The sequence below is a fragment of the Aquamicrobium defluvii genome (assembly GCF_004363725.1).
GTDB classification, from domain to species: Bacteria; Pseudomonadota; Alphaproteobacteria; order Rhizobiales; family Rhizobiaceae; genus Mesorhizobium; species Mesorhizobium defluvii.
In genome coordinates this window covers 13728-40217 of sequence record NZ_SNZF01000021.1, presented here as the reverse complement: position 1 = coordinate 40217, position 26490 = coordinate 13728, and the positions used below count along the sequence as shown (strand labels likewise).

General features: G+C 63.6%; 20 protein-coding genes. 10 read left to right on the top strand and 10 right to left on the bottom strand.

Annotated features, from left to right (window positions below; genetic code table 11):
- Positions 1-8: 8 nt before the first annotated feature.
- A complete protein-coding gene (locus DES43_RS15430; protein WP_035024976.1) occupies positions 9-1268 on the bottom strand; it encodes a glycoside hydrolase family 5 protein in 1260 nt (419 codons plus the stop codon).
- A 161-nt stretch (positions 1269-1429) separates the two neighbouring features.
- On the opposite strand from DES43_RS15430, the gene DES43_RS15425 reads away from it, so the two are divergent.
- The 4 genes from DES43_RS15425 to asnB all read left to right on the top strand — a co-directional run bounded on the left by DES43_RS15425 (position 1430) and on the right by asnB (position 7878).
- Positions 1430-3394, top strand: coding sequence for a heparinase II/III family protein (locus DES43_RS15425; RefSeq protein ID WP_063608075.1), 1965 nt, complete (start codon positions 1430-1432; stop codon positions 3392-3394).
- 91 nt (positions 3395-3485) lie between these two features.
- A complete protein-coding gene (locus DES43_RS15420; RefSeq protein WP_035024977.1) occupies positions 3486-4799 on the top strand; it encodes a UDP-glucose dehydrogenase family protein in 1314 nt (437 codons plus the stop codon).
- Positions 4780-5985, top strand: a complete 1206-nt coding sequence (locus DES43_RS15415; protein ID WP_035024979.1) for a glycosyltransferase family 4 protein — start codon at positions 4780-4782, stop codon at positions 5983-5985. Before DES43_RS15420 ends, DES43_RS15415 begins: the two co-directional genes overlap by 20 nt.
- A 12-nt stretch (positions 5986-5997) precedes the next feature.
- Complete coding sequence (gene asnB, locus DES43_RS15410) at positions 5998-7878, top strand: asparagine synthase (glutamine-hydrolyzing) (RefSeq protein WP_035024980.1); 1881 nt, start codon at positions 5998-6000, stop codon at positions 7876-7878.
- Positions 7879-8087: 209 nt separating this feature from the next.
- Here the strand turns inward: asnB and DES43_RS15405 are convergent, their stop codons facing one another.
- The 4 genes from DES43_RS15405 to DES43_RS15390 form a co-directional block, all read right to left on the bottom strand.
- Complete coding sequence (locus DES43_RS15405) at positions 8088-9191, bottom strand: glycosyltransferase family 4 protein (RefSeq protein ID WP_084496427.1); 1104 nt, start codon at positions 9189-9191, stop codon at positions 8088-8090.
- Positions 9188-10675 (bottom strand): glucosamine inositolphosphorylceramide transferase family protein, encoded by a 1488-nt coding sequence (locus DES43_RS15400; RefSeq protein WP_035024981.1) that lies wholly within the window; start codon positions 10673-10675, stop codon positions 9188-9190. The genes DES43_RS15405 and DES43_RS15400 overlap by 4 nt, the downstream gene beginning before the upstream one ends.
- A gap of 160 nt (positions 10676-10835) precedes the next feature.
- Positions 10836-11966, bottom strand: a complete 1131-nt coding sequence (locus DES43_RS15395) for an acyltransferase family protein (protein WP_051520463.1) — start codon at positions 11964-11966, stop codon at positions 10836-10838.
- Positions 11967-12006: 40 nt separating this feature from the next.
- Entirely contained in the window at positions 12007-13335 is a 1329-nt protein-coding gene (locus DES43_RS15390) for a VpsF family polysaccharide biosynthesis protein (protein ID WP_133675782.1), read from the bottom strand.
- 320 nt (positions 13336-13655) lie between these two features.
- On the opposite strand from DES43_RS15390, the gene DES43_RS23195 reads away from it, so the two are divergent.
- From DES43_RS23195 to DES43_RS15375, 4 genes are all read left to right on the top strand, one after another.
- Complete coding sequence (locus DES43_RS23195) at positions 13656-13790, top strand: hypothetical protein (protein WP_280940155.1); 135 nt, start codon at positions 13656-13658, stop codon at positions 13788-13790.
- Positions 13787-14851 (top strand): acyltransferase family protein, encoded by a 1065-nt coding sequence (locus DES43_RS15385; RefSeq protein WP_035024983.1) that lies wholly within the window; start codon positions 13787-13789, stop codon positions 14849-14851. Before DES43_RS23195 ends, DES43_RS15385 begins: the two co-directional genes overlap by 4 nt.
- Before the next feature lie 112 nt (positions 14852-14963).
- Entirely contained in the window at positions 14964-16277 is a 1314-nt protein-coding gene (locus DES43_RS15380) for an oligosaccharide flippase family protein (protein ID WP_035024985.1), read from the top strand.
- 110 nt (positions 16278-16387) lie between these two features.
- On the top strand, positions 16388-17215 hold the full coding sequence (locus tag DES43_RS15375; RefSeq protein WP_051520464.1) for an FkbM family methyltransferase: 828 nt from the start codon (positions 16388-16390) through the stop codon (positions 17213-17215).
- A gap of 364 nt (positions 17216-17579) precedes the next feature.
- On the opposite strand, the gene DES43_RS15370 is transcribed toward DES43_RS15375, so the two are convergent.
- Positions 17580-19505: a GumC family protein gene (locus tag DES43_RS15370; protein WP_035024987.1), complete on the bottom strand. Its 1926-nt coding sequence runs from the start codon at positions 19503-19505 to the stop codon at positions 17580-17582.
- A gap of 108 nt (positions 19506-19613) precedes the next feature.
- A complete protein-coding gene (galE, locus tag DES43_RS15365) occupies positions 19614-20609 on the bottom strand; it encodes a UDP-glucose 4-epimerase GalE (RefSeq protein ID WP_035024988.1) in 996 nt (331 codons plus the stop codon).
- A gap of 334 nt (positions 20610-20943) precedes the next feature.
- On the opposite strand from galE, the gene DES43_RS15360 reads away from it, so the two are divergent.
- Together DES43_RS15360 and DES43_RS15355 are read left to right on the top strand one after the other, a co-directional pair.
- Positions 20944-22059: a hypothetical protein gene (locus DES43_RS15360; RefSeq protein ID WP_035024990.1), complete on the top strand. Its 1116-nt coding sequence runs from the start codon at positions 20944-20946 to the stop codon at positions 22057-22059.
- A 219-nt stretch (positions 22060-22278) separates the two neighbouring features.
- Positions 22279-22452, top strand: coding sequence for a sigma factor (locus DES43_RS15355; protein ID WP_035025095.1), 174 nt, complete (start codon positions 22279-22281; stop codon positions 22450-22452).
- Between the two features lie 165 nt (positions 22453-22617).
- On the opposite strand, the gene DES43_RS15350 is transcribed toward DES43_RS15355, so the two are convergent.
- From DES43_RS15350 to DES43_RS15340, 3 genes are read right to left on the bottom strand one after another with little or no spacing between them, the layout of a single operon-like run.
- Positions 22618-23232 (bottom strand): sarcosine oxidase subunit gamma, encoded by a 615-nt coding sequence (locus DES43_RS15350; protein WP_133675780.1) that lies wholly within the window; start codon positions 23230-23232, stop codon positions 22618-22620.
- Entirely contained in the window at positions 23225-26218 is a 2994-nt protein-coding gene (locus tag DES43_RS15345) for a sarcosine oxidase subunit alpha family protein (RefSeq protein ID WP_035024994.1), read from the bottom strand. Before DES43_RS15345 ends, DES43_RS15350 begins: the two co-directional genes overlap by 8 nt.
- A complete protein-coding gene (locus DES43_RS15340) occupies positions 26215-26484 on the bottom strand; it encodes a sarcosine oxidase subunit delta (protein WP_035024995.1) in 270 nt (89 codons plus the stop codon). The genes DES43_RS15345 and DES43_RS15340 overlap by 4 nt, the downstream gene beginning before the upstream one ends.
- Positions 26485-26490 lie beyond the last annotated feature (6 nt).

Below are 26490 nucleotides of genomic sequence, written 5' to 3'. Positions count from 1 at the left end.
ACGCCCGTTCAGCCGGACATGGCCAGGGCCGAAACCAGTTCCCGGTCGAGTTGTTCCTCGTTCCCGTCGCGGTAGATTCCCATCTGATAGCTGTTGAGGTCCCATATCGACCAGCCGAAGCCGAGGGATGCCGCCACATGCGTCACATCCGACATCCAGCGCCGGCGATAGACCTCCGCGGCACCCACAAGCCTGTCGGAACGCCGTGTCACGCCGAACTCGCCCATGACGATGCGCTCACGGGCAATGTCATGGCGGTCCGCCCATTTCGCGACGATGGCGAAGTCGTCTTCCACGCGCCCGCGATTCCAGCCATCGGCAAGAAAGCGCCCGAGTATGGATTGCGCGTGTTCCCTTGCCGCCGCTTTGGCCGCCGCATCGAGCGGCGCGGCGGCGATGCGCGCTTCCAGAGCGGTCTCGATCTCCTCCGCCGGAATGGCGTCATAGGGATAGGGAAGATCCGATACATAAGGCGAGGTCGGCGCATCCGGGGTGCCGAAATCCACCCCCTGATGCGTGAAGCTGAGCGGCATGTAATAGTGATAGGAATACAGAACGTTGCTGTCGGCATAGGGCGACGGATCGAGATCGTTCAGGCCGCTGATGCCGCCATAATGCGCGCCCGTGAGCATGAGCGGCAGGTCGGGCGCGGCCCGCCTTGCCGCATCGTGCAGGGACAGCTGCGCCGCACCCCATACCATAACCTGCGTGCGATGAGCGGCGTTGTTCATGAGCGGCTCGTTCATCAGTTCCAGCACCACGCGCCCGGTCCGCACATTGGAAAGCATGGCGGCCAGCCTGACGATCATCGCCCTGTACTCGCCAAACAGCGGGCTCTCCAGATCCTCGAGGATGGACTGGGGCGAATAGAGCGGCACCTGCTCCACCGGATGGCAATCGACAAGCACGTCGAGGCCGAGCCCATGCAGCCGCCCTATATTGGCGAGCAGCTTCTGTTCCAGCGCGGTGCGGTCGGAGCCCTGCAACTGCATGAACGGCCCCACGTCCAGCGAGAGGCGGATGAAATCGAAGCCCGCCGCAGCGAATTCGCGCGCAAGAGCTTCGGGAAAGGCATTGCGCGGCGTCTCGAACGGGCGTGGAACATAACGGGTGGCGCTTCCCTCCTGAAGGATGCCCCAGTTCATCATGTTGTGGATTCCCGCACCGCGATGGAGGAGCCGTCTGGTCGTCTGCGCAGCGGCGTCACGAGGCAGGACGGCAAGAGCGCCGGCGGACAGGGACAGGAACTGGCGGCGGTTCAGGCTCATGGGGCAAGCCTCCGATGCTTACGCGACGATGCACGCAAGGGTAGAACAGGAAGCGCGTGAAGGCGAGCCCCGCGCTTTGCGACATTGCCGACAAGGTTGGCGCCCGAAATGGAGGCAGCGACATTAATCGTAATGCAACCGCCGCCTGCTAAGGCTTTCGCATGTTGAGACGGCTGGGATGGTATGCGCGGCGCCTCGCCGTCATGGAACGCGGCGAGATCCGCCATCGGATTCACGAACAGATAGCAAGACGTGCCGCACGGCGCGAAAACGGCGGCTGGGTGCAATTTGCGATGCCCGGTGCGCGGCCTGTGCCGCTGCCGCTTTTCGCCCCCCTGCTCACGGGCGATCTTTCCGCTCCGGTCGCAGCGCAGCTCGCCATCGCGGCCGAGGCGTTCCGTTCGGGCAAACTCAGGCTGCTGAACCGCGACTGGCCGCAGACCATCCTCGACGGAGCAGGCAGCGTTGCACCGGAAGTCTGGACCCTCGACCCGGTCAGCGGCACGAGTTGGCCCGGTGCGGACGTATCGGCCTTCGATATCGATTTCCGCTTCGAGGGCGGCCATCGCGACGTCAAATATGTCGCGGAAGCCAACCGTCTGCATTTCCTGGCCGCCCCGGCAATTCATGCCCGCCACACGGAGGATGCGACGCTGGCGCATGCCGTGCTCGGCTCCCTGTTCTCATGGATGCGGGCCAATCCACCGGGGCGGGGCGTCAACTGGTATTCCGGCATAGAGGCCGGCTACAGACTTGCCTCGCTCGCCTCCATCGTCACGGCGCTCGATCCGTGGATCGACGGCGCTGCCGGCGAGAAACTGGCGTCTTTCGTCGCCGCGCACGGCACATGGCTGGCGCGGTTTCCTTCGCTCTTTTCTTCCGCGAACAACCATCTCGTCGCCGAGGCAATGGGGCTGGTGCTGGCCGCGCGCCTGCTGCCCGACCACCCGCACGCGACGGGCTGGCTGACGCAGGGCCGGGGCCATCTCGATGGCAGGACATGCGCCCTGTTTCATGAGGACGGCGTGGGACAGGAGCAGTCGCCTGCCTATGCCGCCTTCACGCTGGAGATGTTGCTGATCGGCTTCGCGGCCATCGGTGCAGACGCGCCCTCCCCGGCTGCGCGGGAGCGGCTGGGCAAGGCAGCCGCAGCGCTGAACGCCTTCCTCGACGACGAGGGCCATGTCCCCCTGATCGGCGACGACGACCAGAGCCGCGTGCTTCTGGCCCATGGCAGCGCGGAACCGCGTTATGCAGCCTCCATTTGCGCCGCGACTGCCGGATTTCTCCAGCGCCCGGAACTTGCCCCCGCCATTCGCGACCCGCATTGGCGCGACATCGTATTCGCCGCGCCGCCACCCGGCCCGGCACCTTCCGACGGCACGACGACCTTTCCGCAGGGCGGCTACACGATCCGGCGTGGCGACATCGCCGGCCGCCGGGTCCATTTCACCTTCGATCACGGACCGCTGGGGTTCGGCGCCCTGGCCGCGCACGGCCACGCCGATGCGCTTTCGGTATGGCTGTCGCTGGACGGCCGCCCGGTCCTCGTCGATGCCGGCACCTATCTCTATCATTCCGAAGGCGAGAACCGCCGCCGCTTCCGCGTGACCGCGGTCCACAACACGCTGACCATCTCCGGCGCCAGCCAGAGCGAACCTTCCGGCCCCTTCAACTGGATGCCGCGCCGGGCGCGGGCCAGGCTGGAAAAGGGGGCGGACAGCGTGCCGCTCGACGTGTCGGGCTCGCATGACGGCTATCGGAAGCGCTTCGGCGTCATCCATCGCCGCGACATCGCAGAGACCGCATACGGCTTCGACATCACCGACAGGCTTACCGGCGCAACGCCTGACGGCGAGGTGGAAATCGTTTTCCTGCTGGCTCCCGATCTCGTCGTGACGGCCCATGACGGGCGCGTGACGGCACGCCGGGACGGACGGGCCGAAATCACGCTCGCCGCCCCCGAAGGGGCCTGCGTCGAAATCATACGCGGGGACGACATATCGGGCCGCGGCTTCCACTCACCGGGCTTCGGCGTGCTGGAGGAGGCGGCGACGGTGCTGTTCAGGGCGCCTGCAAATGCCATGCGCTGGCGCAGTTCGATCGTGCTCAACCCCGTAACGTGACCTTTACCTGTCGGGGGTTAGACCGGTTCGGGCAGGGATCGGACGGATTACCGCCGGCGTAACGACAACAAGGCAAAGCGGTCAGACAACCATGAAAATATCCATTTTCGGACTGGGATATGTGGGCACCGTATGCGCGGCCTGCATGGCCGAGCGCGGCCATGAGGTGATCGGCTGCGATGTCAGCGAATCCAAGGTCGCCCTCATCAATGCCGGCCAGAGCCCGATCATCGAAAAGGACATCGGCGAGCTGGTCGCGGCCAAGGTCGCCGCCGGCAGCCTGCGCGCGACGGCCTCGACCGAAGAGGCGATCATGGGCAGCGACCTGTCGCTGCTTTGCGTCGGCACGCCGTCGCGGCCCAACGGCTCGCTCGACCTGTCGGCCGTCGAGGCGGTGGCGCGGCAGATCGGCGCGGTGCTCGCCACCAAGGACAGCTACCATTCCGTCGTCATCCGCTCCACAGTCCTGCCGGGAACGCTGGCCGACCTCGTGGTGCCGGCGCTGGAAGAAGCTTCCGGCAAGAAGCTCGGCGTCGCCTTCGGCGTTGCCTCCAACCCCGAGTTCATGCGCGAAGGCTCGGCCGTCGCCGACTTCAACAATCCCGCCAAGACCGTGATCGGCGCCGAGGACGAGACCACCCGCAAACGGCTGCTCGAGCTCTATGACGGCCTGCCGGGACAGACCATCGTGACCGAGCCGCGGCTGGCGGAGCTGGTGAAGTACACCGACAACACCTGGCACGCGCTGAAAGTGGCCTTCGGCAACGAGATCGGCAATGTGTGCAAGGCAGCCGGCGTCGACAGCCACGAGCTGATGAAGGTGTTCTTCGCGGACACCAAGCTCAACATCTCCAGCGCCTATCTGCTGCCGGGATTCGCCTTCGGCGGCTCCTGCCTGCCCAAGGACGTGCGGGCCATCAACGCCTATGCGGTCCAGCATGACGTGGAAGCGCCGCTGCTGAAATCGCTGATGCCTTCCAACAAGCAGCAGATCGAACGCGCCCTGCAATGGGTTCTCGGCCACGGCAAGCGCAATGTCGGCTTCCTCGGCTTCTCCTTCAAGGCCGGCACGGACGACCTGCGCGAAAGCCCGTATCTGGAACTGATCGAGCGCCTGCTCGGCAAGGGCTGCGACATCCGCATATTCGACCAGAACGTGTCGCTGGCGAAACTGGTCGGCGCCAACAGGGCCTATCTGATGAACGCCATCCCCCATGTCACCCAGCTGATGGTGCCGTCGGTCGATGACGTGGTGAAGCACGCCGACATTCTGGTGGCGACAAGCCGCTCGCCCGAATATGAGGCGGTGGTGGAAAAGATGCGGCCCGATCAGGTGCTGCTGGACATGGCGCGCCTTCCCAACATCGAGCGCGTTGCGGGGACCTATGACGGCATCAACTGGTAGGCGCGTCCTCATCATCGTCGAGAACCTGCCGGTGCCTTTCGACCGGCGCGTCTGGTCGGAGGCCACCACGCTGGTCAGGGCCGGCTATCAGGTTTCGGTGATCTGCCCGAAAGGCAAAGGCTCGACCGCTTCCTGCGAGGTGATCGACGGCGTGCATATCTACCGCCATTCGCTGCCGCTCGATGCCGAGGGCGTGCTGGGCTATGCGCTGGAATACAGCGCCGCCCTGTTCTGGGAATTCCTGCTTTCGCTCAAGGTGGCGTGGCAGCGGGGCTTCGACGTCATCCATGCCTGCAACCCCCCGGACACCATCTTCCTGATCGGCGGCTTCTACCGGCTGTTCGGCAAGAAATTCCTGTTCGACCACCACGACATCAATCCCGAGCTCTACGAGGCAAAGTTCGGCCGCCGCGATTTCGGCTGGAAGCTGATGGTGTGGCTGGAACGCCTGTCGTTCCGCACCGCCAGCCGCTCGCTTGCCACCAACGAAAGCTATCGGGAAATCGCCATCACGCGCGGCGGCATGGACCCGGACAAGGTGCATATCGTGCGCTCCGGCCCCAATCTCGATCGCGTGCGCGAGGTGGAACCCGACCCGAAATGGCGCAACGGCCGCCGCTTCGTCGTCGGTTATGTCGGCGTCATCGGCAAGCAGGAAGGGCTCGATCTTCTGCTGGAATCGGTCAGCCATCTGGTCAATGTGCGCAAGCGCGACGATATCCAGTTCGTCATCTGCGGCGGCGGACCCGAACTGGAAGCGATCAGGGCCGAAAGCGCGGCAATGGGGCTTGGCGACTATGTGACCTTCACGGGACGCTGCCCGGACGAGACGCTGTTCTCGGCGCTCTCCACCTCCGACGTCTGCGTCAACCCCGACCGGCCGACGGCGATGAACGACAAGTCGACCATGAACAAGATCATGGAGTACATGGCGCTCGGAAAACCGATCGTGCAATATGACCTGCGCGAAGGCCGGTTCTCCGCGCAGGAAGCCTCGCTCTACGCCACATGCACCGATCCGGCCGATTTCGGCGACAAGATCGCCGAGTTGCTGGACGATCCCGAACGCCGCGCGGCCATGGGGGATTTCGGACGCGAGCGCGTGCGCAACGAGCTGGCATGGAACTACGAGGCGCCGAAGCTGCTGGCCGCCTATGAGGCGCTGTTCACGGCACGCGGAAAATAGGGGCGACGGCTCATGTGCGGCATCTTCGGATTTCATGCCAGGGCGCGCCTGTCGCTCGATGCCGAACTGGACGCAGCCACGGATCTTCTGGCCCATCGCGGGCCGGACGGGCGCGGCACCTTTGCCGCGCGCAGCCCGGATGGCGAATGGCAGGTCGGGCTTGGTCACCGCCGCCTGTCGATCCTCGACATCGAGGGCAGCCCGCAGCCGATGCACGCGCACGATGGCCGCTACACCATCGTCTACAATGGCGAGATCTATAACTATATCGAGCTGCGCGCCGAGCTTGCGGAACGCGGCCACCGCTTCGCCACGCAGGGCGATACCGAAGTGCTGATCGAGGCGTGGCGGGCCTGGGGAGAGGATTGCCTCCCCCGCTTCAACGGCATGTTCGCCTTCCTTTTGTGGGACAACCGGACCGGCCGCCTGATCGCGGCGCGCGATCCGTTCGGCAAGAAGCCGCTGTTCGTCGCAAGGGCGGAAGGCGCGCATGTCTTCGCTTCGGAAATCGAGCCGCTGCGCAAATTTCCGGGTGTCGACGACCGGCTGGACCAGGATTCGCTGCGGGAATATCTGAGCTACCGCTACGTGCCGGGACCGGCGACCTTCTTCAGGGGCATCGCCAAGGTGCCGCCCGGCACCTTCTTGGCGCTGGACGGCGACACGGTTTCCCAGACCCGCTATTTCACGACGCCGTTCTCGCGAACCACACCCGACATCGACGATTTCGACGAGGCGCTGCGCCTGTTCTCGGACCGGCTCGACGCGGCGGTGCAATTGCGGCTGCGCTCCGACGCGCCGTTTGGCGCCTATCTGTCGGGCGGGCTCGATTCCTCGATGATCGTGGCCCTGATGAGCCGGCACATGGACAAGCCGGTCTCGACCTTCTCGGTCGGGTTCGACGTGCCCGGCTCCTCCGAGCTGCCCTATGCGAAGCAGGTCGCCGATGCCTTCGGCACCGACCACCATGAGCTTGCCGTGGGCATGAACGAGTTCACCTCCGTTTGGGAGGAGGCGGTGCTGCGGCGCGGCGCGCCGGTGGCCGAGCCCTCCGACCTGCCGGTGCTGCTGCTGTCGAAAATGGCCAGCCGCAGTGTCAAGATGGTGCTGACCGGGGAAGGCGCCGACGAGCTGCTGGGCGGTTATCCCAAGCACCGCGCCGAACCGTGGGTTGCGCTCTACCAGCGGCTGGTGCCGGGCGTCCTGCACGACACCGTCATCGCTCCCGGCGCGCGCGCCCTGCCCTATGCGCTGCGCCGCGTGAAGACCGTTGCGGGGGTCGCCGGCATTCGCGGCCATCAGGCCCGCATGGCCGCCTGGTTCGGTGGCGGCGATGCCGAACTGGCCGAGGCGCTCTATGCGGGCACGCCCGCTTCACGCGAACTCGACCCCCTGCCCTTCGCGGCTGACGGAGCCGCCAGCGCCCTGAAGCGCATGCTGCATTTCGACCAGACCTCGTGGCTGCCCGACAACCTGCTGGAACGCGGCGACCGCATGATGATGGCCGGCTCCATCGAGGGGCGCATGCCGTTCATGGATGTGGGACTTGCCGAACTCGTCGCCCGCTTCCCGGACGCCTTCCTGACCGGCGCGCCGAAGGGAAAGCGCGTGCTGCGCACGCTGGCCGCCCGCATGCTGCCGGAGGCCATCGTAAAGCGAAGGAAAGTCGGCTTCCGGGTGCCGGTGGAGCAATGGTTCAGGACCGGCATGGCCGACCAGACGCGCGACCTCCTGCAATCGGGCGATGCAACGGTCAGGCAGGTCTGCAACGCCGGCGAGATCGACCGGCTGATGAGCGAGCATCTGGGCGGCAGGCACAACCACGAAAAGCTGCTGTGGGCGCTTGCCAATCTTGAGCAGTTCTTCCGCATTTTCCGCCCGGCGACGGGCTAGATCGCCGTGCGTCCACCCGGACGCACAAAGGACGATCCGGATTGTTGATGGAGCATTGGCATCACCAAAACCCGAATCGCTTCCGTAACGATCCCTGATCGCCAACGCGATCAGGCAAGGCTTCATGCCTGCCGGCAGGATGCCTCGCCATCACACGGCCGATTCGGAGCTGCAACGTCCGCCCACCTGCGTGGCAATGCAGCGAAAGCTCACTGCCTGACGGCAAGCGCCTTGCGGTAGACTTTCGCCAGCCCGCCGACCATCGATTCGAGCCCGAAATGACCCTTGTAAATCCGGCGTGAGGCGGCGCGGAAGGTTTCCAGAAGGGCCTTGTCGCCGATCACCCTGCCCAGCGCCCGCGCAATCCCCTCCGGGTCATCGGGCCCGATGAACAGGCCGTTCTCGCCCTCGCGCAGCACGTCCGGCACGGAGCCAACAGGTGTTGCAACAAGCGCCGCGCCCGCGCAGGCGCCTTCCAGCAGACAGACCGGCAACACCTCGTTGCGCGAGGGCAGCACGACGATGTCGGCCTGTCGGTACAGCGGCAGGATGGCGTCGCGCGCGATCCAGCCGGTGAACTCCACGCGTCCCGAAAGGCCGAGCGTTTCGGCGCGCTCGCGAAAGCCGGCCACATCGCCTGTACCCGCGAATGTCATGCGCCAGCCGGGCAGGTCGTCCGGCAAAAGGGCGAGCGCCTGCAGCAATGCAGCGGCCCCTTTCGCATCGGTCAGATTGCCGGCGAACAGCAGGCGCACCGGCGTACCATCTTCGCGCGGCCGGGGCGCGTCGGGCGCGAAATCGGCAACCCCGTTGGCGACGACATCGAAGCGCCCGGCCGGCATGGCGTAGAAGCCGGCGACAAACCCGCGCCAGTAATCGCCCAGAACGATGATGGCCGAGGCCCGCTCCAGAACGCGCCTCAGCACGGGCACCCAGCCCGGCTGCCTCTCACCCGGTTTCGGGAACGCAGAGCCGTGGAAATGCACGACCGTTGCCACGCCGAACAGGCGCGCGACGCCCTGCATCATCCATTTGCGCCACGCCGATGCATTGGTGGCCGCGTTCAGATGGACGATGTCGTAGCGCTGCGTCGCCACCATCCAGACATAGGACAGGAAGGCGAGCGGAAAATGGAGGACCCATCCTGCCCCCGACGCATCGCCCCGCGAGGCGAGGAAGTCCATTTCCAGACCGAGCTCGGGATGCGCGTGCAGTTCCTCATCGACATGGGAAAAGAGCGTCTCGATACCGCCACGCCCTTTCAGGCCACGCGGCACGATACACAGCACGCGCAAGGGGCGAGGTGCCGTCATCGGGCCCGGCGTCCCTTGCCGCGCCGCACGGGAACGATGCAGTCGAGCGCCTCAAGCTGCCCTGTGGCGGTGAGGGTATGCACTTTCGGATAGGTCGATTTTTCCGGCGACAGGATTGGAACCGGCGTTGTCAGGCGCACCGTCGTCTCGTTCAGTTCGACGAGATCGGCCAGGCCGAGCGCGCCGCCATATCCGTTCGTACCGTCCTGCAAGGGCAGCACGATACGATCGCCCACACGGACGAAATGCCCGCCCGGCCTTGCCGACGTCCGGTCGACCGTCACCGGGTTGGCGGGATGAGGCACCCACGGTCCCTGCAGATCGGGCGCATGGAAAACCACGAGCGTGTCGGAGGCGCTGCCATAGCCGTAGCGTTCGGTGGCGAACAGCCACAGGCGGCCTTCATGTTCCAGCAAGGTCGCATCGAAAAGCTCCCGGTCCGGGATCAGAACCGCATGCCGGACCCAGCGCCCGGGGAAGGATTCCGCGCGGTAGAGGATCAGATTGCCCCCCGAACCGCCTTCCGGCAGCATCCAGATTTCGCCGTCATGTGCAAACACCTGCGGATAGGACAGATGGTGCGGTTCATCCAGAACGCAGCGCGGCACTGTCGCCGTTCCGTTGGCGAACACTTCGGCAACGGAAATCACCGCCTTGTCGGAATCGTAGGGACAATCCTCCACGAAGATGAAATGCCTGCCCTCCCATTCGAAGGGAAACGGATCGGCATAGAAGCGCCTGCCGTCGTCGGGCAAGGCGATCCAGGGCTCGCCGGCAAGCAGGCCGGTATCGACAACCCTCGCGCCCTTATGGAACCGGTAGCTCACGTCCCAGCGGTGGACGCGGCAGACAAGGCGCTGGATCGTGCCCTTGATCTGGCGCGGGACCATTGACAGCAGCCAGGCGCCAGTCAGCTGCCCGCCGGTCGGGCGCTCCAGCGCGCCAGCCGCAGCACGGCGCGCGGGCGCCCCGCCATCTGGATAGCGATGAGCCGCGGCGACCATCAGCGTCACCATGCCGGCCAAAACATCGTCCATGCCGCGCAGCAGCGAAAGACGGCTGTCGACCATGGGCTTTCCATGGGCCACGGAATGCTGACCGTCGAGGACAATGTCGACATCCGGCAATTGCCCGCGCAGCAGCAGCAACGCCGCCCCCGCAGGCGAGGAAAAGCCCGAGAAGACAGGCTTCAGAACCGGGGAGGCAACGGCCGCATCGCCGCCAGCCAGATCGAGCCGCAACGCCACGTCCTTCCGCGCAGGCGACAGCTGTGCCCCTGGCACCAGGTCGAGGAGGCCATTGATGCGAATCCGGAGAGCCTTGCGCTCGAAGCGAAGCAGCCGGTCCAGCGCCAGCCATCCCGCGTCCTGTGCGCCGGCACCCACCAGCGCGACATCGTGACCGAGTGCCCGCAACCGGTCGGCCACGACGACGTGCATGCGACGCACCGCGTTTTCGGGGACCAGAACATCGATCACGCTCATGGAAAAACCATCACAAACTGCCTGCATGACGTGACGGCCCCGGAGCGGCTGGCCGGAGACGCGCCTGACCACAGTAATGGTCACGAAATGCTAAGTTCGGCTTAAGGCGGCCGCAGGCGGGCGCAGCCTCTCGCGATCTGCCAGGCGGCCGATCGGACGATCAGGACGGTGTCTGCGCGGGAACCGATGAGGCGTCCTTCCCTTGCCCGCCTGAAGCCGGAGACCTATGGCGTCGGCGGAAATACGGATCGACCCACCTGTCGATCAACACCGCATAGAAAACAGAGACGACGAAAGAGAAGAAAAACAGGATGAGCGGCTTGTCCGATACGGCGCTCCATTGAGTGGCCACCAGCCTTATGACGATGAGGTGGATAAGGTAGATGGAGTAGGACCAGACGCCAATTCTGCCGATCCACGTCCAGTTCAATGGCCGGAACACGACATTGTCGTGAAAACGGACCGCGTAATAGAACAGCGGATAAAGAGCCACGCCCTGGAGCGAGTAGCGGAACGTCTCCCTGAAATTCTCGTTTCGATACACGAAGGTAAAGGCCACGAGACACAGGGCCCCCGCAACAAGCATCCATTGCCTCACCGACATGCGGCCGCGCTCGGCAAGCCCGTCCATCGGGTTGCTCCAGAGGGCCAGCAGAGCACCATAGAGGATGGAGTCTATGCGCGTATCCGTGCCGAAATAGGTGCGCGCCGGATGGAAGCCGGGCTGGTGGGAAAGATATATCCGCCAAAGAAGAACAGCGACGCATACAAATGCAAAGACATATCCGATCTCCCGGCGGCGCAGGCCGAAGCCCGTAAGAGCCAGCAGGACAACCGGATAGAATATATAGAAGTGCTCCTCGACGGCGAGAGACCACAGTATGACTGTCCCGTCGGGAATCTTGCCGCCGAAATCAACAAATATCGCGTAGTAATTCGCAAAGTAGAAAATCTGCGAAAGCACCCCGTACAGCGTGATTCCACCCGGCAGAACATTGATGAAAACCAGAAGATAGGCGATCGCCAATGTGAGAAAAAGCGGCGGGAAAAGCCGGAAGAACCGCCGTATGTAGAAATTCCCGATGCCGATCGAGCCCGTATGCTCATACTCGTTGAGCAGCAGGCTCGTGATCAGGTAGCCGCTGAGGAAAAAGAACACCGTGACGCCGAAGCCGCCCGGAATGATTTCTCCGTAACCGGCATGAGCCAGCATCACGATCAGCACCGATACGGCGCGAATCCCATTCAGGGATGGAATCGTCTGAAAAGGGAGGGTCATCTGCGGGCTCATGGCGGGAACTTTCCTGAAAGCGCGGATAAACGAGACCACGTCATGATTGACATTGCGGCGGAAGCCGGACGCCGCCCGCTCCCGCAACTGGCGGACCGCGGCCGATGCGGGACAGCACATCGTTGACGCCGGCGGTCCCGCGGCCCGAAGAAACGGCTTGCCTGCCCTTGCCGATAAGCGCCAGTATAATGACGGCGGGAACGCTCATCATGTTGGTCTTGCCGCTGATACCGACGGTGGTGGAAAGAATGAGGAAGATATAGGCAAGGGGCAGGATAACACCGCGCCCGGCCGCGCGCAGCATGTCGACGAACCAGCCGGCTATGCCGAACCACAGCATGGCCGTCATCACCACCCCATAGCGCAATGCATGACCGGCCCAGGAATTCTCGATGCCTTCGACAAGACCGCCGAGCCTCGTCTGCGTTTCAAGGCTGATGAGGCGATAACCCAGCAGCAGGTTGCGCAAGCTGATGTCCTCAAACAGCTTGAAAAGTTCAAGCCGGCTTCGCGCACTCCCCTTGTCGTTGATGAAACGATTGAGGAAATTGTCGAAGACACCCAACTCATAGAGGGTGAACAAGGCCAGGAAAGCAAGCGGCAACAGCAGCAACACCACGACCAGCATCCGTGTGCTGATTGCGTCACCCCTGAGAAACATCAGGAATTGCAGCCCCACGACCGTCGCCACCGTCGCATAAACTATCAGGAACGAAACACGGGAGCCGATGAAGGGCATGGCCGCCATGCATAGCAGAATGACCGGCACCCGCCAGCGGGTTCCAAGGCCGCGCACATCCCTGACGGTCGTCAGGACGATGGTGTAGACGCCGGTCGCCAGAGCTCCTCCGAGCGGATGCCCCAGCAATGCGGTTGCCCGATATTCCCATTCCTGTTCCGTGTCATTCAGGACGAAGGGAAAAAGGCGCCAGCCGGACAGCCCCTCGACCAGCGACAGGCAGCAATTGACGACCATCAGGATGTGAACGGTGCGCGCGATATTAAGGCGGGAATGGTCCCCGACATCGGCGAACAGCATGTAAATTATGGCCGCGACCATGATGGCGTCGATCAGAAACGAGGCCGGCTGGTCCCCCTTGAAGCGGGAGATGAATATCCACAGCAGGATGCAGGCAACGAGCAGGAAGGTGGACCCGAGGCAACGCGCCATCAGATCGAACATGTACGCAACAGGGTTGGGGTTGGCGATCACCGCCAGTCCCAGCGCCATGACAAACAGATAGGTTGCGGGATGGATCTTCGTAACGATCGAGCCGCCGGGCGAATTGTAGGGTATGCCGAAAAATTCCAGAGCGAAGCCGGACAGCGAAAACATCGCCACAACGCCGAGGAAAAGGAGCAGGTCCACGAGCCCGCGCCCTTGGGGATGCGCAACTCCCGATGCCGAATGATCCGGCAAGCTGCCGCCTGGTGCCAGTTTCGCCCTCATCCCCGTTCCGCCTGTGGAGCGTCCACCTTAAAGGTTGTCTGATTTAGTACCTTGGACCTTTCGAAACCATGAAGCGTGTCAGGCTCTGCCGCGAAACCGGCATGCCGGCCCGCGCATGGAACTCGCCGGCAGGGCAGGAAGGCCGGCGCCGGGACGGCGCGTTCACAGCCGGGCGCGGATTCAACCCCTGGTCACTATCCCCGACAGAAGGCTCTTTTAGCGAACTGTAAGAAATTTTCATGAAATTGCAGCCTGGATTTAAGGGATTGCGTGTATTGAAATGGCAGGATTGGCATTTCAATACCATCCGCAGCACCGACAACGATATTCGGGACGGCGTCAACAGCCTGCAACCGGGCGGAGGGAAAACGTGAAGAAACTCTATTCGGTCCAGTATCTTCGCGCCTGCGCCGCGTTGCTGGTTCTGTTCGCGCACGCCTTTTCCTATCAGATAGGCGCGGATGCCCCCGTTATCGTGACCGCGGGCCGGCTGGGGGTGATCCTCTTCTTCGTCATCAGCGGCTTCATAATGGTCTACATTTCAGGGAACGGACCTTTTTCCGCTCCAGCATTTCTGAAACGCAGGGCGATCCGGATCATCCCTCTCTACTGGATATTCACAAGCCTGGCGGCGCTTCTGGCTGCCCTCCTGCCCAGCCTCTTCCAGACGACCGTCTTCACATGGCCCCATTACCTCCAGTCGCTCGCTTTCATCGTTCATGAGGCACCCGGCGGAGGCGGAGGCAGCCCGCTTCTCTCTCTTGGATGGACCCTCAACTACGAGGTCTATTTCTATATCGTGTTCGCGGCGCTTGCGTTCCTCTCCGTGACATCGCGCGTGTCTGTGCTGACTGCATTTTTCGTTGCAATGTGGCTGGCAGGTCTGATCGCCGCCCCCGCCAACCCGGTTGCCGAATTCTATCTGGGCGCTTCTCCGCTGGCCTTCGTTATTGGCACATGGATAGGCCGGCGCCATCTCGATAATGGCTTCGCATACGACACCAGCAAAACTGCGCTGCTCTGCCTGATGGCAGGCGCGGGCGCAGCGATTGCATTCGTGGATGACGGCACGCGGTTCATGGGGCAGATCAGCTTCGCCGGACAGGTCATGTGGGCAGCCAGCCTGCTTGTGCTTGGTCTGGTTCTGGAGCCCAGACTCAAGCACTGGAACCTTCTCGAGCAGCTCGGCGACGCCTCCTACGCGCTTTACCTGTCGCATATCTTTGTGATCGGCGCAGTCGCCTATCTCGCCAGGCGCATCGTCGGCTATGAGCATCCTGCAACGGTGCTGCTTGTATCCGTTGTCAGCATCGTGGCTGCCTGCATCGCCAGTCTGGTGATTCACAAGCTCATCGAAAAGCCGCTCCTGCGCATCCTGAACGGCAAGAAAAAGCTCAAATACAGCCCGGTTCCTTATGCCGCAGGCGGCAAGTGAGAAAACGCCGGGCCATTACGCTTTCCAATCGACGAAGCGCCGCCTAGCGGCTGCCTCATAAATTGCTGCTACTGGCCTGTGAGGGGCGGCTGACAGGCGGACAAGAGGATTCATGCGGCCACTGAAGAAACTGCTCAACCGGTCGGCCGATATCCGGACATTCGGCTTCGGGCTCATCTGGTCGACGCTCGGCACTGTGGCCGTGCGGCTGACGCCGCTGATCACCACGGTGCTGATCTCGCACTGGTTCGGCATCGAATCCGTCGGCAAGTTCGCCGTCACCTACGGGACGCTGATGTCGGCCAGCATGCTGGCGGCCACCGGCGTCAGCCTCATGGCCACCCGCAACATCGCCGCCTTCGCCCACAGCGAGCCGGAAACTGCCGGGCGTCTTGCCGGCATGGCCGTGCTGCTTGCCGGCGGCACGGGTATAGCGCTGGCGCTTGCCATATATCTGTTCTCGAACGAGATCGCGGGACGCATCCTGAAGCAGCCCGAGCTTGCCTTCTATCTGCGTGTGATTTCGCCGGTCATCGTCGTCAGCGCCCTCAACAGCGTGCAGACGGCCATACTGAGCGGCGTGCAGGAATTCAGAACCATCGCGCGCCTCAACATGATCATGGGCGTGCTGATGATCGCCTCGGTTCCGGCCGGCCTCCATCTTTACGGGCTGACGGGCGGCTTTGCGGCGCTCGGCCTTGCCTATCTTGCAGGTTGCATGATCACCACACCCGCGATGCTGCGCGCATTGCGCTCACGCGGCATCCGCTTCTCCTTCAGCGGCTCGCTGTCGCAATGGCCGATGATCACCCGCTACGCCATACCGGCGCTGCTCGCCAGCCTCCTCTACGAGCCGGTGAACTGGATCTGCACGACGATCATCGTCAACAGGCCCGACGGGCTCGAGCAGGTCGGCCTCTACTTCATCGCCATGCAGCTGGAGACGCTGCTTTTGTTCGCACCGCAGATCGTTGTGCAGGTGCTTATCCCGATGCTCTCTTCCGGCTTCGGCGAAAAGGACAGCCGCCGCGTGCGCAACATGCTGGCGATGGGCATCGGCACCAACCTTGCCATCGCCATCGGCTTCGTTGCCGTGATGATGCTGTTCGGCGACTGGTTCCTGCTCCTGTTCAAGCTCGACCCGTCACGCGACTGGCCGATCTTCATGATCGTGGTCCTTGCCGCGGCCATGATCGCCTGCGCCCTGCCGCTCGGGCAGGTTCCCGTCTCCTCCGGCCATATGTGGACCGGGCTTTCGATCACAGGCGGCTGGGCGATGACGTTCATCATCGGCACATGGCTGCTTCAGGATCAGGGCGCGAAAGGCATCGTCATCGCCCGTGTCACGGCCTGGCTTTTTTCGTTCATTGCTTACATTGCGTTCACTGCGTTTGCCATTGGCAAGCTGAGGAACAGGACAAGCTGATACGACAGGGGCAAAAAGGCGACTGCGCGTATGAATTTTGTAAAGACAAGCCACTATGAGTGTCGAAGGCTTGGAAGCGAACAAACCCGTAAGGCAGGGGGGACCGGCTTTTGAAACGTGATCTTGTATTCGATTTCGGACTGCACAAGGGCGAGGATACGGCCTTCTATCTGGAGAAGGGTTTCCGGGTCGTCGCCTTCGAAGCAAATCCGGAACTGGCGCAGGCATGCCGCGCCCGGTTCGCCGCCGAGATCGCGACAGGAAAGCTCACCATCATGGAAGGCGCCGTGGCCCCTGCCTCCGCAGGCGATACGGTGACATTCTTCATCAATGAACGCTCGGTATGGGGCACGATCGACAAGGATTGGGTCGAACGCAACGAAAAGATCGGCGCCGCCTCGAAGAAGATCACGGCGCAACGCATCGATGTGGAGGAGGTTATCCGCAACTTCGGCATGCCCTTATACATGAAGATCGATATCGAGGGCGCCGATCAGCATGTGCTGGAGGTGCTGGCCAGCTTTCCGGACAAGCCGAAATACATCTCGATCGAATCCTCGAAAGACGACTTCGGCGACGTGGTCGGTGAATGCGACCGGTTGCGCGCGCTGGGCTACAGCCGTTTCAAGGCTGTCCAGCAGGAATACATCCCCGGCATGCAGGGGCGGTTCCACCGCGTGAACGGCGAACCTTTCCCGTACACATTCCCCGCAGATTCTTCCGGCCCGTTCGGAGATGAGATCAGACAGCCATGGCTCGGCTACGAAGAGGTTCTGGACGAATATCGCGCCATCTTCCGGAAGTACCGCCTGATGGGCAGCGGATCGGTCCTGCTTCGCATCCCCGGTGTACACCGGCTGCTCTGGCACTTTGGAAGACTGACCAACGCCGGCCTGCCGGGATGGTATGATACCCATGCCGCTCTTGACGGAGAATGAGGATTCGATGAGGCGTACACTTTCCCAGTAAATTCACGCTCGGTTGCAGGCAGACAATTTCTGGACCAACAAATATATGTCGATCCATATTAATTATGGTGCCCATCATCAGCGCGCCGGGAAATTCATCCATTGCGCCGAGCGTCGCTTCTGACCAGCAAGTCACGTATGATGCACCGCTCACGGCAGCGCGGTCAGTAACCCTTCCCGCGCTGGGGCGCAAAGGAGATTGCGTCAGAGTTACCCGCCTGGCAGATGCGACATGGGCCTTCATTGTTTCCATAAACTATGGAACGGGAGGTAGCCTGACAGCAACGCTCTCGACACCAACAAGCGTCGCCAGCGCATGGCGAATTGCCCAAGTTCACGCCACCTTGTCGAAATGGTTGTCCTGTCCGGCCGCGACGAGCGAGACGGCCACCGCTCCGTCGTTGGACAGCGCCTGCGCCATGCGCTGTTCCTGCGGGTCGGCCTTGCCGCCGCGAACGACGAGCGCCGCCTTGCGCGTCATTTCGGCGGCGATGCGGGCAGCGAGGCCATGCTCGGTTTCCAGTTCGCCGATGTTGACGACGACATCGTCATATTCGGCCGCAACCGCCTCCAGCACGTTGCACACGGCGTCCCGCGAGAGCCTCGACTGCGCAGGCGAGCGGCCGGCGTTGAGCCTGTGCAGGCCGCTGTCATGATCCGCCTTCACCGCACCGAAGGCCGACACCTCGCCCAGCGCGATCTCGGCCAGCCCCGGATCGTTTTCCGGCGCATCGGCGGCAAGGTCGACGAATATGGCGCTGCGGCCGCGCGAAATGGAGCCGTGCACAAGGTCGAGAGCGCCCCGCCTCGCCATTTCGGGCCTGCCGAGTGTCGTTACCAGCATCAGGCCGTCAACGACCGTGTCGGCCCCCCGGTGCGGCACCAGCGGCGCGGCCTGAGGACCGCGCCCCAGAAGGCCGGTAAAGAAATCGCGCAGGATCGCAGCGAGAATGCCGATGAAAAGGCCCATCACCACGGATGCGATCAGCATCGGGATCTTTGGAGGGAAGGAAGGGGCAACCGGCACAGCCGCTTCGGCAATGACGCGCGCCGTGCGCGCGGTGATGCCTTCCTGCTGGGCCGTCTCCTGCGCCCGCACGAGGAAGGACTCATAGACCAGCCGGATCGACTGCGCCTCGCGCTCCAGTTCGCGCAGCCGGATCAGGTTCTCGTTGGTGGTGAAGGAATCCTCGCGCGCCGCCTGCAAGGCGGCATTGATGCTGTTCAGCGCATCGATGGCGATCCTGTTGTCGTCGCGCGCGGCTGCCACAAGCCGCTCGCTTTCCTCGCGTATCGCGGTCTCGGCCTGCGCCACCTCCTGCAAGGCGGCGCTAACGCGCGGATGACGCGGGCCCAGCACATTCTGCAGATCGGCCAGCCGCTGGCGGGCATCGGCCAGGCGCGTGCGCAAGGCCCCCATCGCGCTGCCGGCATCGGCCGTCGTGGCGCCGACATAGCCGCGGGTGCGCAGCCCTTCTTCGAGAACCTGCAACCGGGCGGTGGTTTCATTGACGCGGGCCAGCGCCTCGGACTGGCGCGCGCTGAGATCGGTCAGCCTGCGGTCGCCAAGAAGCTGTCCCTCCGTCTGCGATATGTTGTGCTCGCGCTTGAAGGTCTCGACCTTCTCTTCCGCCTCGTTGAGCTGCGCCTGCAATTCGGAAAGGCGGCTGCGGATGGCAGCGCTGACATCGCGGGCGGAATTGGCCGAGGACGCGATCTGGTCTGCGACATAGGCCTGCGCGATCGCATTGGCGAGCCGCGCCGACTTGGCAGCCTCCTGCGCGGTGGCGCTGATCTCGATGACATAGGTGTTTTCGCGGCGGGAAACCTCGATGGCCTGCGCGAGGCTCCCCAGCGCCGTATCGAAAGCAAGGCGCGGGTCGCTCTGGTCTCCGGCAAATTCGGGATCGGCGGCCAGATCGAGATCGCGGACGACACGCCCCAGCACCGTCTCGGATGCGATGACCTCGATCTGGCTGTCGACCAGCGCCATGTCGCCACCGAGGCCCTGCTGGACGATTTCATTCTGCACGATGCGCTGCTCGCGCGGATCGATGAGGATGCGGGAGGTCGCGCTGTAGCGCGGAACGATCGTCGACAGCGCGAACCAGGCAATTGCCGGCAAGGCGACAAGGCAGACGAGAATCGTCCACCGGCGCCGCCACAGCGTCTGGCCGAGGCCATAGAGATCGATCGTGGAATCGATCCGGCGGCCCGGCGTCGTGTTGCGATCAGGCCCGTTGCCTGAGAGGGTTGCCATGCGCAGGAGCTCCGAAAAGCGATCACGGCACTTTGCCGGATGGTAAACAAGTGATGCGCAAACAGGCTTAAAATCAGGTTAAGCCTGCATTTGCCGCGCTTGCGGTCGTCAGCCGCGTGCCGAGTTCATGGTCTGAAGGCGGCGCTCCCATGCAAGGGCATCGGCCACGATGAGATCGAGATCGTCGCGCTGCGGCATCCAGCCCAGTTCGTGACGCGCAAGGTCCGAATTGGCGACCACCGAAGCGGCGTCGCCGGGACGGCGCGGGCCGTTGCGCACATCGAAGTCGCCGCCATGCACCCGGCGCACCGCCTCGATGACCTCGAAGACCGAATAGCCGTGGCCGTAACCGCAATTCGCGACGATGCTGTCGCCGCCGGCCCGCAACCGTTGCAGGGCGAGCCGGTGCGCCCGCACGAGATCGCTGACATGGATGTAATCGCGCACGCATGTGCCGTCGGCCGTCTGGTAATCGGTGCCGAAGACCTGCATGAAAGGCCGCTTGCCCAGCGCCGTCTCGCAGGCAACCTTGATGAGATGGGTGGCGCCGGGCGTCGACTGGCCGGTGCGCCCGTTCGGATCGGCGCCGGCGACGTTGAAATAGCGCAGGGCCGTATAGCGCAGGTCGTGCGCATCGGCCGCATCCCGCAGCATCCATTCGCTCATCAGCTTGGAACGTCCATAGGGCGATTCCGGCTCCAGCCGCGCATTCTCCTCCACCGGCTCGATGCCGGCACCGCCATAGACGGCAGCCGTGGACGAGAAGATGAAGTTGCGGACCTGTGCCTGTACGGCCGTTTCGATCAGCGTGCGGGTCTTGCAGGTGTTGTTGCGGTAGTAGGCAAGGGGATCGGCAACCGATTCCGGCACCACGATCGAGCCCGCGAAATGGATGACGGCATCGACCGCGTGCTCACGGATCAGTCCGCCGACCAGATCCGTGTCGGCTATGTCGCCCTTGACGAGCAAAGCCTCGGGCGCGACCGCCCAGTCGAATCCCTTGGAGAGGTTGTCGACCACGACGACACGTTCCCCTGCATCCAGCAGTTCCCATACCATATGGCTGCCGATGTAACCCGCGCCTCCCGTCACCAGAACCGTCACGCCACCCCCCTGCCCCTGTGTTTCAATCCTGTGTGCATAGTTGCCTGGACACGGCCGGGAAAGCCTGTAGAGCTTGCCGCAACTGCCGCCATTCCTGTGGACTTCCCGCAAATGTCCCGTTGTTATCGGCGGGAACTGTTACATCTCCGTTTACCCGATTTTGAGGGCTGCATCTTTATTGAATAACAAAGGCTCGGTTTGGGGAACCAATGTTAAGGTCCAGAATCCATCATGCGATTTCAGGAGGAGTGCAAATGCGACATGAACGCCACTGTAGCGTCATGTCGATCGGGATGAGGACCGCTGAACCGAAGTGGTGCGCCGGAGGCCGGGCTTGAGCGCAATCCGTACCTTCGAGGAGCGCGATCTCCAGATCGTAACCGACATGATGTATCGTATTCTGCGGGGCGGCAGGGGCAGTGCGCCGGCTTCCCTGCATGGCTACATGCGCAGCTTCTATCTGGAAGCACCGGATTACGAGGGCGAACTGCGTTCGCTCGTTCACGTCAACGATGCCGGCAACGTAACCGGCTTCATAGGCGCCCATGCCTTGCCGATGATCCATCAGGGCCGCCATCTGCTGGCCGCGGTCAGCAGTTCCTTCATGGTGGAGGAAGGCAGCCGCGACCCGATGGCCGGTGCGCGCCTGATGAGGGCCTTTCACAATGGCCCCCATGACCTGGCGTTTACGGAAACCGCAAACCAGACATCGACCCATATGTGGAACCGGCTGCATGCGGTTGCGTTGCCGCAATACAGTCTCGACTGGCTTCAGGTTATCCGGCCATCTTCCTTTGTGACCAGCCTGGCGCGCAAGCGCATAGGCATTGCGGGACTTGTCAGCCCGATTGCCGCGGCCGTGGATACATTCTACCGGAAACGTCTTCATGCCGGAGAGATCAGGTGGGCGGCGACGCCATTGGCCGGCATGAGCCCGCCGACGCTGCGGGTGAATGAAATCGGTCAGGACGGTTTCATCGCCTTGCTCGATCCGCTGACGGCCCATTTCCCGCTCAGGCCCAGATGGCAGGAGATGCCGCTCCGGCACATGCTGGGCGACGCTGCGCAAAAGCCGGATCAGGGCGAGCTGAAGCTGGCCAGCGTGACGACCGCGAGCGGCGCCCTGGTGGGAGGCTTCGCATACTATCCGCAGAAGGGCTCCATAGCTCGCGTCATGCAGGTCGTGGCCCGTCCGGGACAGGAAGGCGCGGTGATCGACTGCCTGACCGATCATGCCGCTTCCTGCGGCGTCGCGGCCCTGCGCGGACGCAGCCAGCCGGCGCTGATGACCGCGATGCTGACACGGCGCATCGCGTTTCTTCCCGCGACGAACACCATCGTCCACTCGCGCGACCCGGTGCTCCTCGAAGCCATGCTCGGCGGCCAGGCGTTTCTCAACGGGCTTGCCGGCGAGGAATGGAGCCGTCTCATCGGCGGCCGCTTCGACTGAGGCGAAAGCAACGGGCCCGTCCGGAAATGCCGGCCGGACGCACCGTGCGGGCAGGAACGCAGGAACTGACAAAAACCTGATTATTGAACACAGGCTTTCGGGGGAGTGTGCGTGTTCCGCTCTCGTTCGGGGTCGTCAGCGGGACGCGGGTTCCTGTGGCGCCGGCCGGGGGTCGCCGATCGACCGGCATGGCGTCATGCCCACTGTCCGGGGACAAGAATGACAGGACGTGTCAACAACTGGCTGGCTAACCTGTTCCGCTGGCATCATCGGGACCTGTTACGTTATGCCTCCCGCCTCGTCGGCGATCGCGACGGGGGCGAAGAGGTTGTGCAGGACACCCGGCTTCGCCTGGCCGGCCGCACGGCGCAGATCGGGTATCCGAATGCCTAAAGCGTGTCGCGATCTTTCAGATTCGCTCCTTACGCTTTAAGCCCCTGTTTTACGCATGTCGTTATCCCGAAACCGATGCAACACCCCAGTTGCGCGGGGAAGACGGCGCGTGTTGCCGAGTTGTTCTCGCGGCATGTCACTGACGTCTTCATCTTGCGCGGCGTGCTACTCGACTCCGACGCCGAACTCGGCTGAGGAGGCGATCAGCCATCGTGCGAAGTCGGGGGCCGTGCTGCGTGGGATGAGAAGCAGATAGCACGGCGTGTCTTCTACACAGACGATCTGGATGCCTATATGGCCTGCCGCCGTCGATCTCGTGTCGTCGCGCGCAAAGACGCGAGGATGCAGATCGATCGGCAGTATTTTCGACAACGCCGCGCGAACACGACTGCCTTCGAGATGAAGCGAAACCAGCGCGCCGCTCTGGTCGATCACCGCAGCATCGCGGCCGACAATTGCCCGCAGCCGCTCCTCTGTCCCCGACTCAGCGCCGGCCAGGACCAGCCAGCGCGCCGGTCCCTGCCAGAGAACCCTGATACCATCCTTCTGCGAGCACCGCCCTGGCCCCGGCAGCGCGATTCCCAAAGCCTCGTGCAGACGACGCTCAAGGGCAGCGGCAGATCGGGGACCCGATGCAATCAGGGTTGCAGACCGGTCCCTCACCAGACGGATCGTGACTCCGGGGGCGGTGGAATTAGCCTGGCTCCCCGGAGGATCGAAACCGTCATCGAGTGGAGAGCGCGACAGCAAGGGTTGAACGACGGGGTGCAGATCAGCCATGAAGACGCTCACCTGTGGGATCGTAGAACTGCGGACTGCAAATTTCGACGAGACTTTCGGTGCCGCGCAGTGGATCGCATGCCCTGACGATCTCTCCGGTCCTGTTGTTCCCCGACGCCAGCAGGCCGAGCGCAATCCAGCGCCCAAGCATGGGCGAGAAGGCGCTGGAGGTCACATATCCTTCGTCGTTTTCCAGATTTGCCGCCCGGCCTGACGCGACAAGGTGCGCGCCAGCACGCACCTGACTTCCGTGGTCGAGTGGGAGCAGCCCCACGAGGGTCGGGCGTTCGGGATCGCGCAGGGCGGGGCGTTGCGCCAGGATACGCCCGACATAATCCTTTTTGGCAGACATCATCTTGCCCAGGCCAAGATCGGCGGCCGTGGTGTGGCCGTTAAGCTCACCGCCGGCGACATGGCCCTTTTCGATGCGCATGATCGCCAGCGCTTCGGTTCCGTACAGGCAGACGCCGAAGGCTTCACCTTGCCTCATCAGTTCGCGCAGCAGCGAATCCCCATATTGAGCGGGAATCGCGATCTCGTAGGCAAGTTCACCCGAGAACGATACGCGAGCCAGCCGGGCGGTGACACCTGCGACCGTGACCTGGGCCGCCGACATGAACGGAAAGGCCTCGTTGGCGATGTCGTGCTGCCGGTCGACCACGCGCCGCAGCAATTCGCGCGATAGCGGGCCCGCGACTGAAAACTGAGCCCACTGTTCCGTAACCGACGTCAGTTGCACATCCAGCTCCGGCCACACGCACTGGTGATGAAATTCCATATGCTGCATCACGACGGGCGCATTGGCCGTTGTTGTCGACATGACGAAATGAGTGTCGCTGAAGCACATGGTCACGCCGTCATCCAGCACGAAGCCATCTTCGCGCAGCATCAGCCCGTAGCGGGCCCGTCCCGGCTTCAGACCGGCGAAATTGTTGCAGTAGATGCGCTCGATGAAGGCTCGGGCATCAGGACCCTGAATGTCGATCTTGCCGAGGGTTGAAACATCGCAGATGCCGGCACCGCCACGCACGGTACGGACCTCACGCTCGGCGCTTTGCAGCCAGGTCTCGCCGGGGCGCGGATAATACTGGGCGCGCAGCCAGGCGCCGGCCTCCACGAACACGGCCCCCTGTTCGGTTTCGAATGGATGAGCCGGGGACAATCTGCGCGGATGAAAGTCCATGCCGCGTGCGTGGCCGGCAAGCGCGCCGATGGCGACCGGAGTGTAAGGCGGCCGGAAGGTGGTCGTTCCCCGAGACGCTATGTCCGTGCCGGTGATTTCCGCCAGGATGCCCAGCGCCGCCACGTTCGAAGTCTTGCCCTGGTCCGTCGCCATGCCCAGCGCCGTATAGCGCTTCGCATGTTCCGCAGCGCCGAAGCCCTCGCGCACCGAAAGATCGATGTCGTCGGTCGTCACGTCGCTCTGAAAGTCGATGAAGGCTTTGCCACGCGCGCCCGGAACCCGCCACAGCGGACGGACGGGCTGATGGCACTGCCCGTCGCCGCTTCCATGACCGCGCCAGGATGGCAACCGGCCGCTGAAGCCGCAATCGTGGGCGGCAGCTAGACCGGTTGCCGCTCCCGAAGCGAGACATGCGTTGAGATCGGCATTGCCCGTGGCCGCTCCCGCGACCGTCATGCCTGGCGGAAGCGAACCGGGAAGGAAGGCTGCGGCAGCTTCGTCCCATCTGGGCCGGCCGGAAAGATGGGAGGTCAGATGAATTGTCGGGTTCCACCCCCCGGACATGGCGAGCAGATCGCAGGAGATCCGCTCCCTCTGTCTATCCGAGGTAAGGATCTCGACAGACCGCAGCCCGTGCCCGCCGTAAGCCTGCGTGACCATGGCTCCCGCATGCATGACCACGCCATGTCTCGCCGCCGCCACAGAGACCGCCGCAGAGCTGCCGTCGCGGCTGTCCACCACCGCAGCGACGTCAACGCCGGCGGCCGCCAGGTCGTCAAGCGTCCCCGCAGCGCCGTCATTGTTGGCGAAGATGACCGCACGCCGGCCGGGCGCCACTCCATAGCGGTTGATATAGGTGCGGACGCTGCCTGCCAGCATCACTCCCGGCCTGTCGTTATTGCCGAAGGCTATGGGTCTTTCGATCGCGCCCGCGGCAAGGATGGAACGCCGTGCGACAATGCGCCAGAAGCGCAGTCGCGGCTGGTGGGGAAGTGGTTCCGGCAGGTGATCGCTCACCCGCTGCACCGCGCCAAAGACGCCGCCGTCATACACGCCGGTGACGGAAGTCCGGCCCATCACCGAGACCTCGGGCATGGCGGCCAGTTCCCCGGCCATTGTTCTGGTCCAGTCGACACCGCTCCCGCCATCGATGTCGGCCTTGTCGCCCAGTAATCCTCCACCGAGGACGAAATCCTCATCACACAGGATGACGCGCGCTCCGGTTCTGCCGGCAGCGACGGCGGCAGCGATTCCGGCAGGCCCACCGCCGATGACAAGCACATCGCAGAATGCCGTGGCTTTTTCATATGTATCGGGATCGTGGGCTGGCGCGGTGCGGCCCAGCCCGGCCGCGCGCCGGATCATCGGCTCGTAGATGCGTTCCCAGAAGGAGGCGGGCCACATGAAAGTCTTGTAGTAGAAGCCGGCGGCGATAAAGGAGGAGACCCAGGAATTGACCGAGAGCAGGTCGCATCTGAGCGAGGGCCAGCGGTTCTGGCTGGTGGCGACCAGTCCGTCATAGAGTTCCAGTACAGTGGCGCGGCTGTTGGGTTCGCGCCGCGACCCGCTGCGATGCTCGACCAGCGCGTTCGGCTCTTCGACACCGGCCGAAAGGATGCCGCGCGGCCGGTGATATTTGAAGGAACGGCCGACCAGCCGGACGCCGTTGGCAAGCAGGGCCGAGGCCAGCGTGTCGCCGGCGAAGCCGGTGATCGCGCGTCCGTCGAAGGAAAAATTGAGCGGTGCCGCACGATCGACGAGGCCGCCGGTGGCAAGCCGGAATGGCTGCGTTTCAGTCATCATCGGGCCACCCGCCGCGAAGCTGCGATCACGCTCTCGATCGCGTGTGTGCGAACGTCTCTTTGCACGACGAGCCAGGCCCGGCAGCCATGCAGATGCTGCCAGAATTCCTGGTGCGATCCGGCCGGATTGTCGCGTAGATGAAGATATTCGACGAAGCGCTCAAGAGCGTCCGGCCCGTTTGCATCCGGTCGTCTCACGGTGGCGTCGCCACGATAGGAATACTCCTCGACGCCGCGTTCTCCGCAGTAGGGGCAATGAATGCGCATCGGTCC

What these genes read in the sequence shown, in the direction of transcription:
- DES43_RS15430 (WP_035024976.1), bottom strand. Translation starts at nt 1,268, where the DNA reads ATGAGCCTGAACCGCCGCCAGTTCCTGTCCCTGTCCGCCGGCGCTCTT.
- DES43_RS15425 (WP_063608075.1), top strand. Translation starts at nt 1,430, where the DNA reads ATGTTGAGACGGCTGGGATGGTATGCGCGGCGCCTCGCCGTCATGGAA.
- DES43_RS15420 (WP_035024977.1), top strand. Translation starts at nt 3,486, where the DNA reads ATGAAAATATCCATTTTCGGACTGGGATATGTGGGCACCGTATGCGCG.
- DES43_RS15415 (WP_035024979.1), top strand. Translation starts at nt 4,780, where the DNA reads ATGACGGCATCAACTGGTAGGCGCGTCCTCATCATCGTCGAGAACCTG.
- asnB (WP_035024980.1), top strand. Translation starts at nt 5,998, where the DNA reads ATGTGCGGCATCTTCGGATTTCATGCCAGGGCGCGCCTGTCGCTCGAT.
- DES43_RS15405 (WP_084496427.1), bottom strand. Translation starts at nt 9,191, where the DNA reads ATGACGGCACCTCGCCCCTTGCGCGTGCTGTGTATCGTGCCGCGTGGC.
- DES43_RS15400 (WP_035024981.1), bottom strand. Translation starts at nt 10,675, where the DNA reads ATGAGCGTGATCGATGTTCTGGTCCCCGAAAACGCGGTGCGTCGCATG.
- DES43_RS15395 (WP_051520463.1), bottom strand. Translation starts at nt 11,966, where the DNA reads ATGAGCCCGCAGATGACCCTCCCTTTTCAGACGATTCCATCCCTGAAT.
- DES43_RS23195 (WP_280940155.1), top strand. Translation starts at nt 13,656, where the DNA reads ATGAAATTGCAGCCTGGATTTAAGGGATTGCGTGTATTGAAATGGCAG.
- DES43_RS15380 (WP_035024985.1), top strand. Translation starts at nt 14,964, where the DNA reads ATGCGGCCACTGAAGAAACTGCTCAACCGGTCGGCCGATATCCGGACA.
- DES43_RS15370 (WP_035024987.1), bottom strand. Translation starts at nt 19,505, where the DNA reads ATGGCAACCCTCTCAGGCAACGGGCCTGATCGCAACACGACGCCGGGC.
- DES43_RS15355 (WP_035025095.1), top strand. Translation starts at nt 22,279, where the DNA reads ATGACAGGACGTGTCAACAACTGGCTGGCTAACCTGTTCCGCTGGCAT.
- DES43_RS15350 (WP_133675780.1), bottom strand. Translation starts at nt 23,232, where the DNA reads ATGGCTGATCTGCACCCCGTCGTTCAACCCTTGCTGTCGCGCTCTCCA.
- DES43_RS15345 (WP_035024994.1), bottom strand. Translation starts at nt 26,218, where the DNA reads ATGATGACTGAAACGCAGCCATTCCGGCTTGCCACCGGCGGCCTCGTC.
- DES43_RS15340 (WP_035024995.1), bottom strand. Translation starts at nt 26,484, where the DNA reads ATGCGCATTCATTGCCCCTACTGCGGAGAACGCGGCGTCGAGGAGTAT.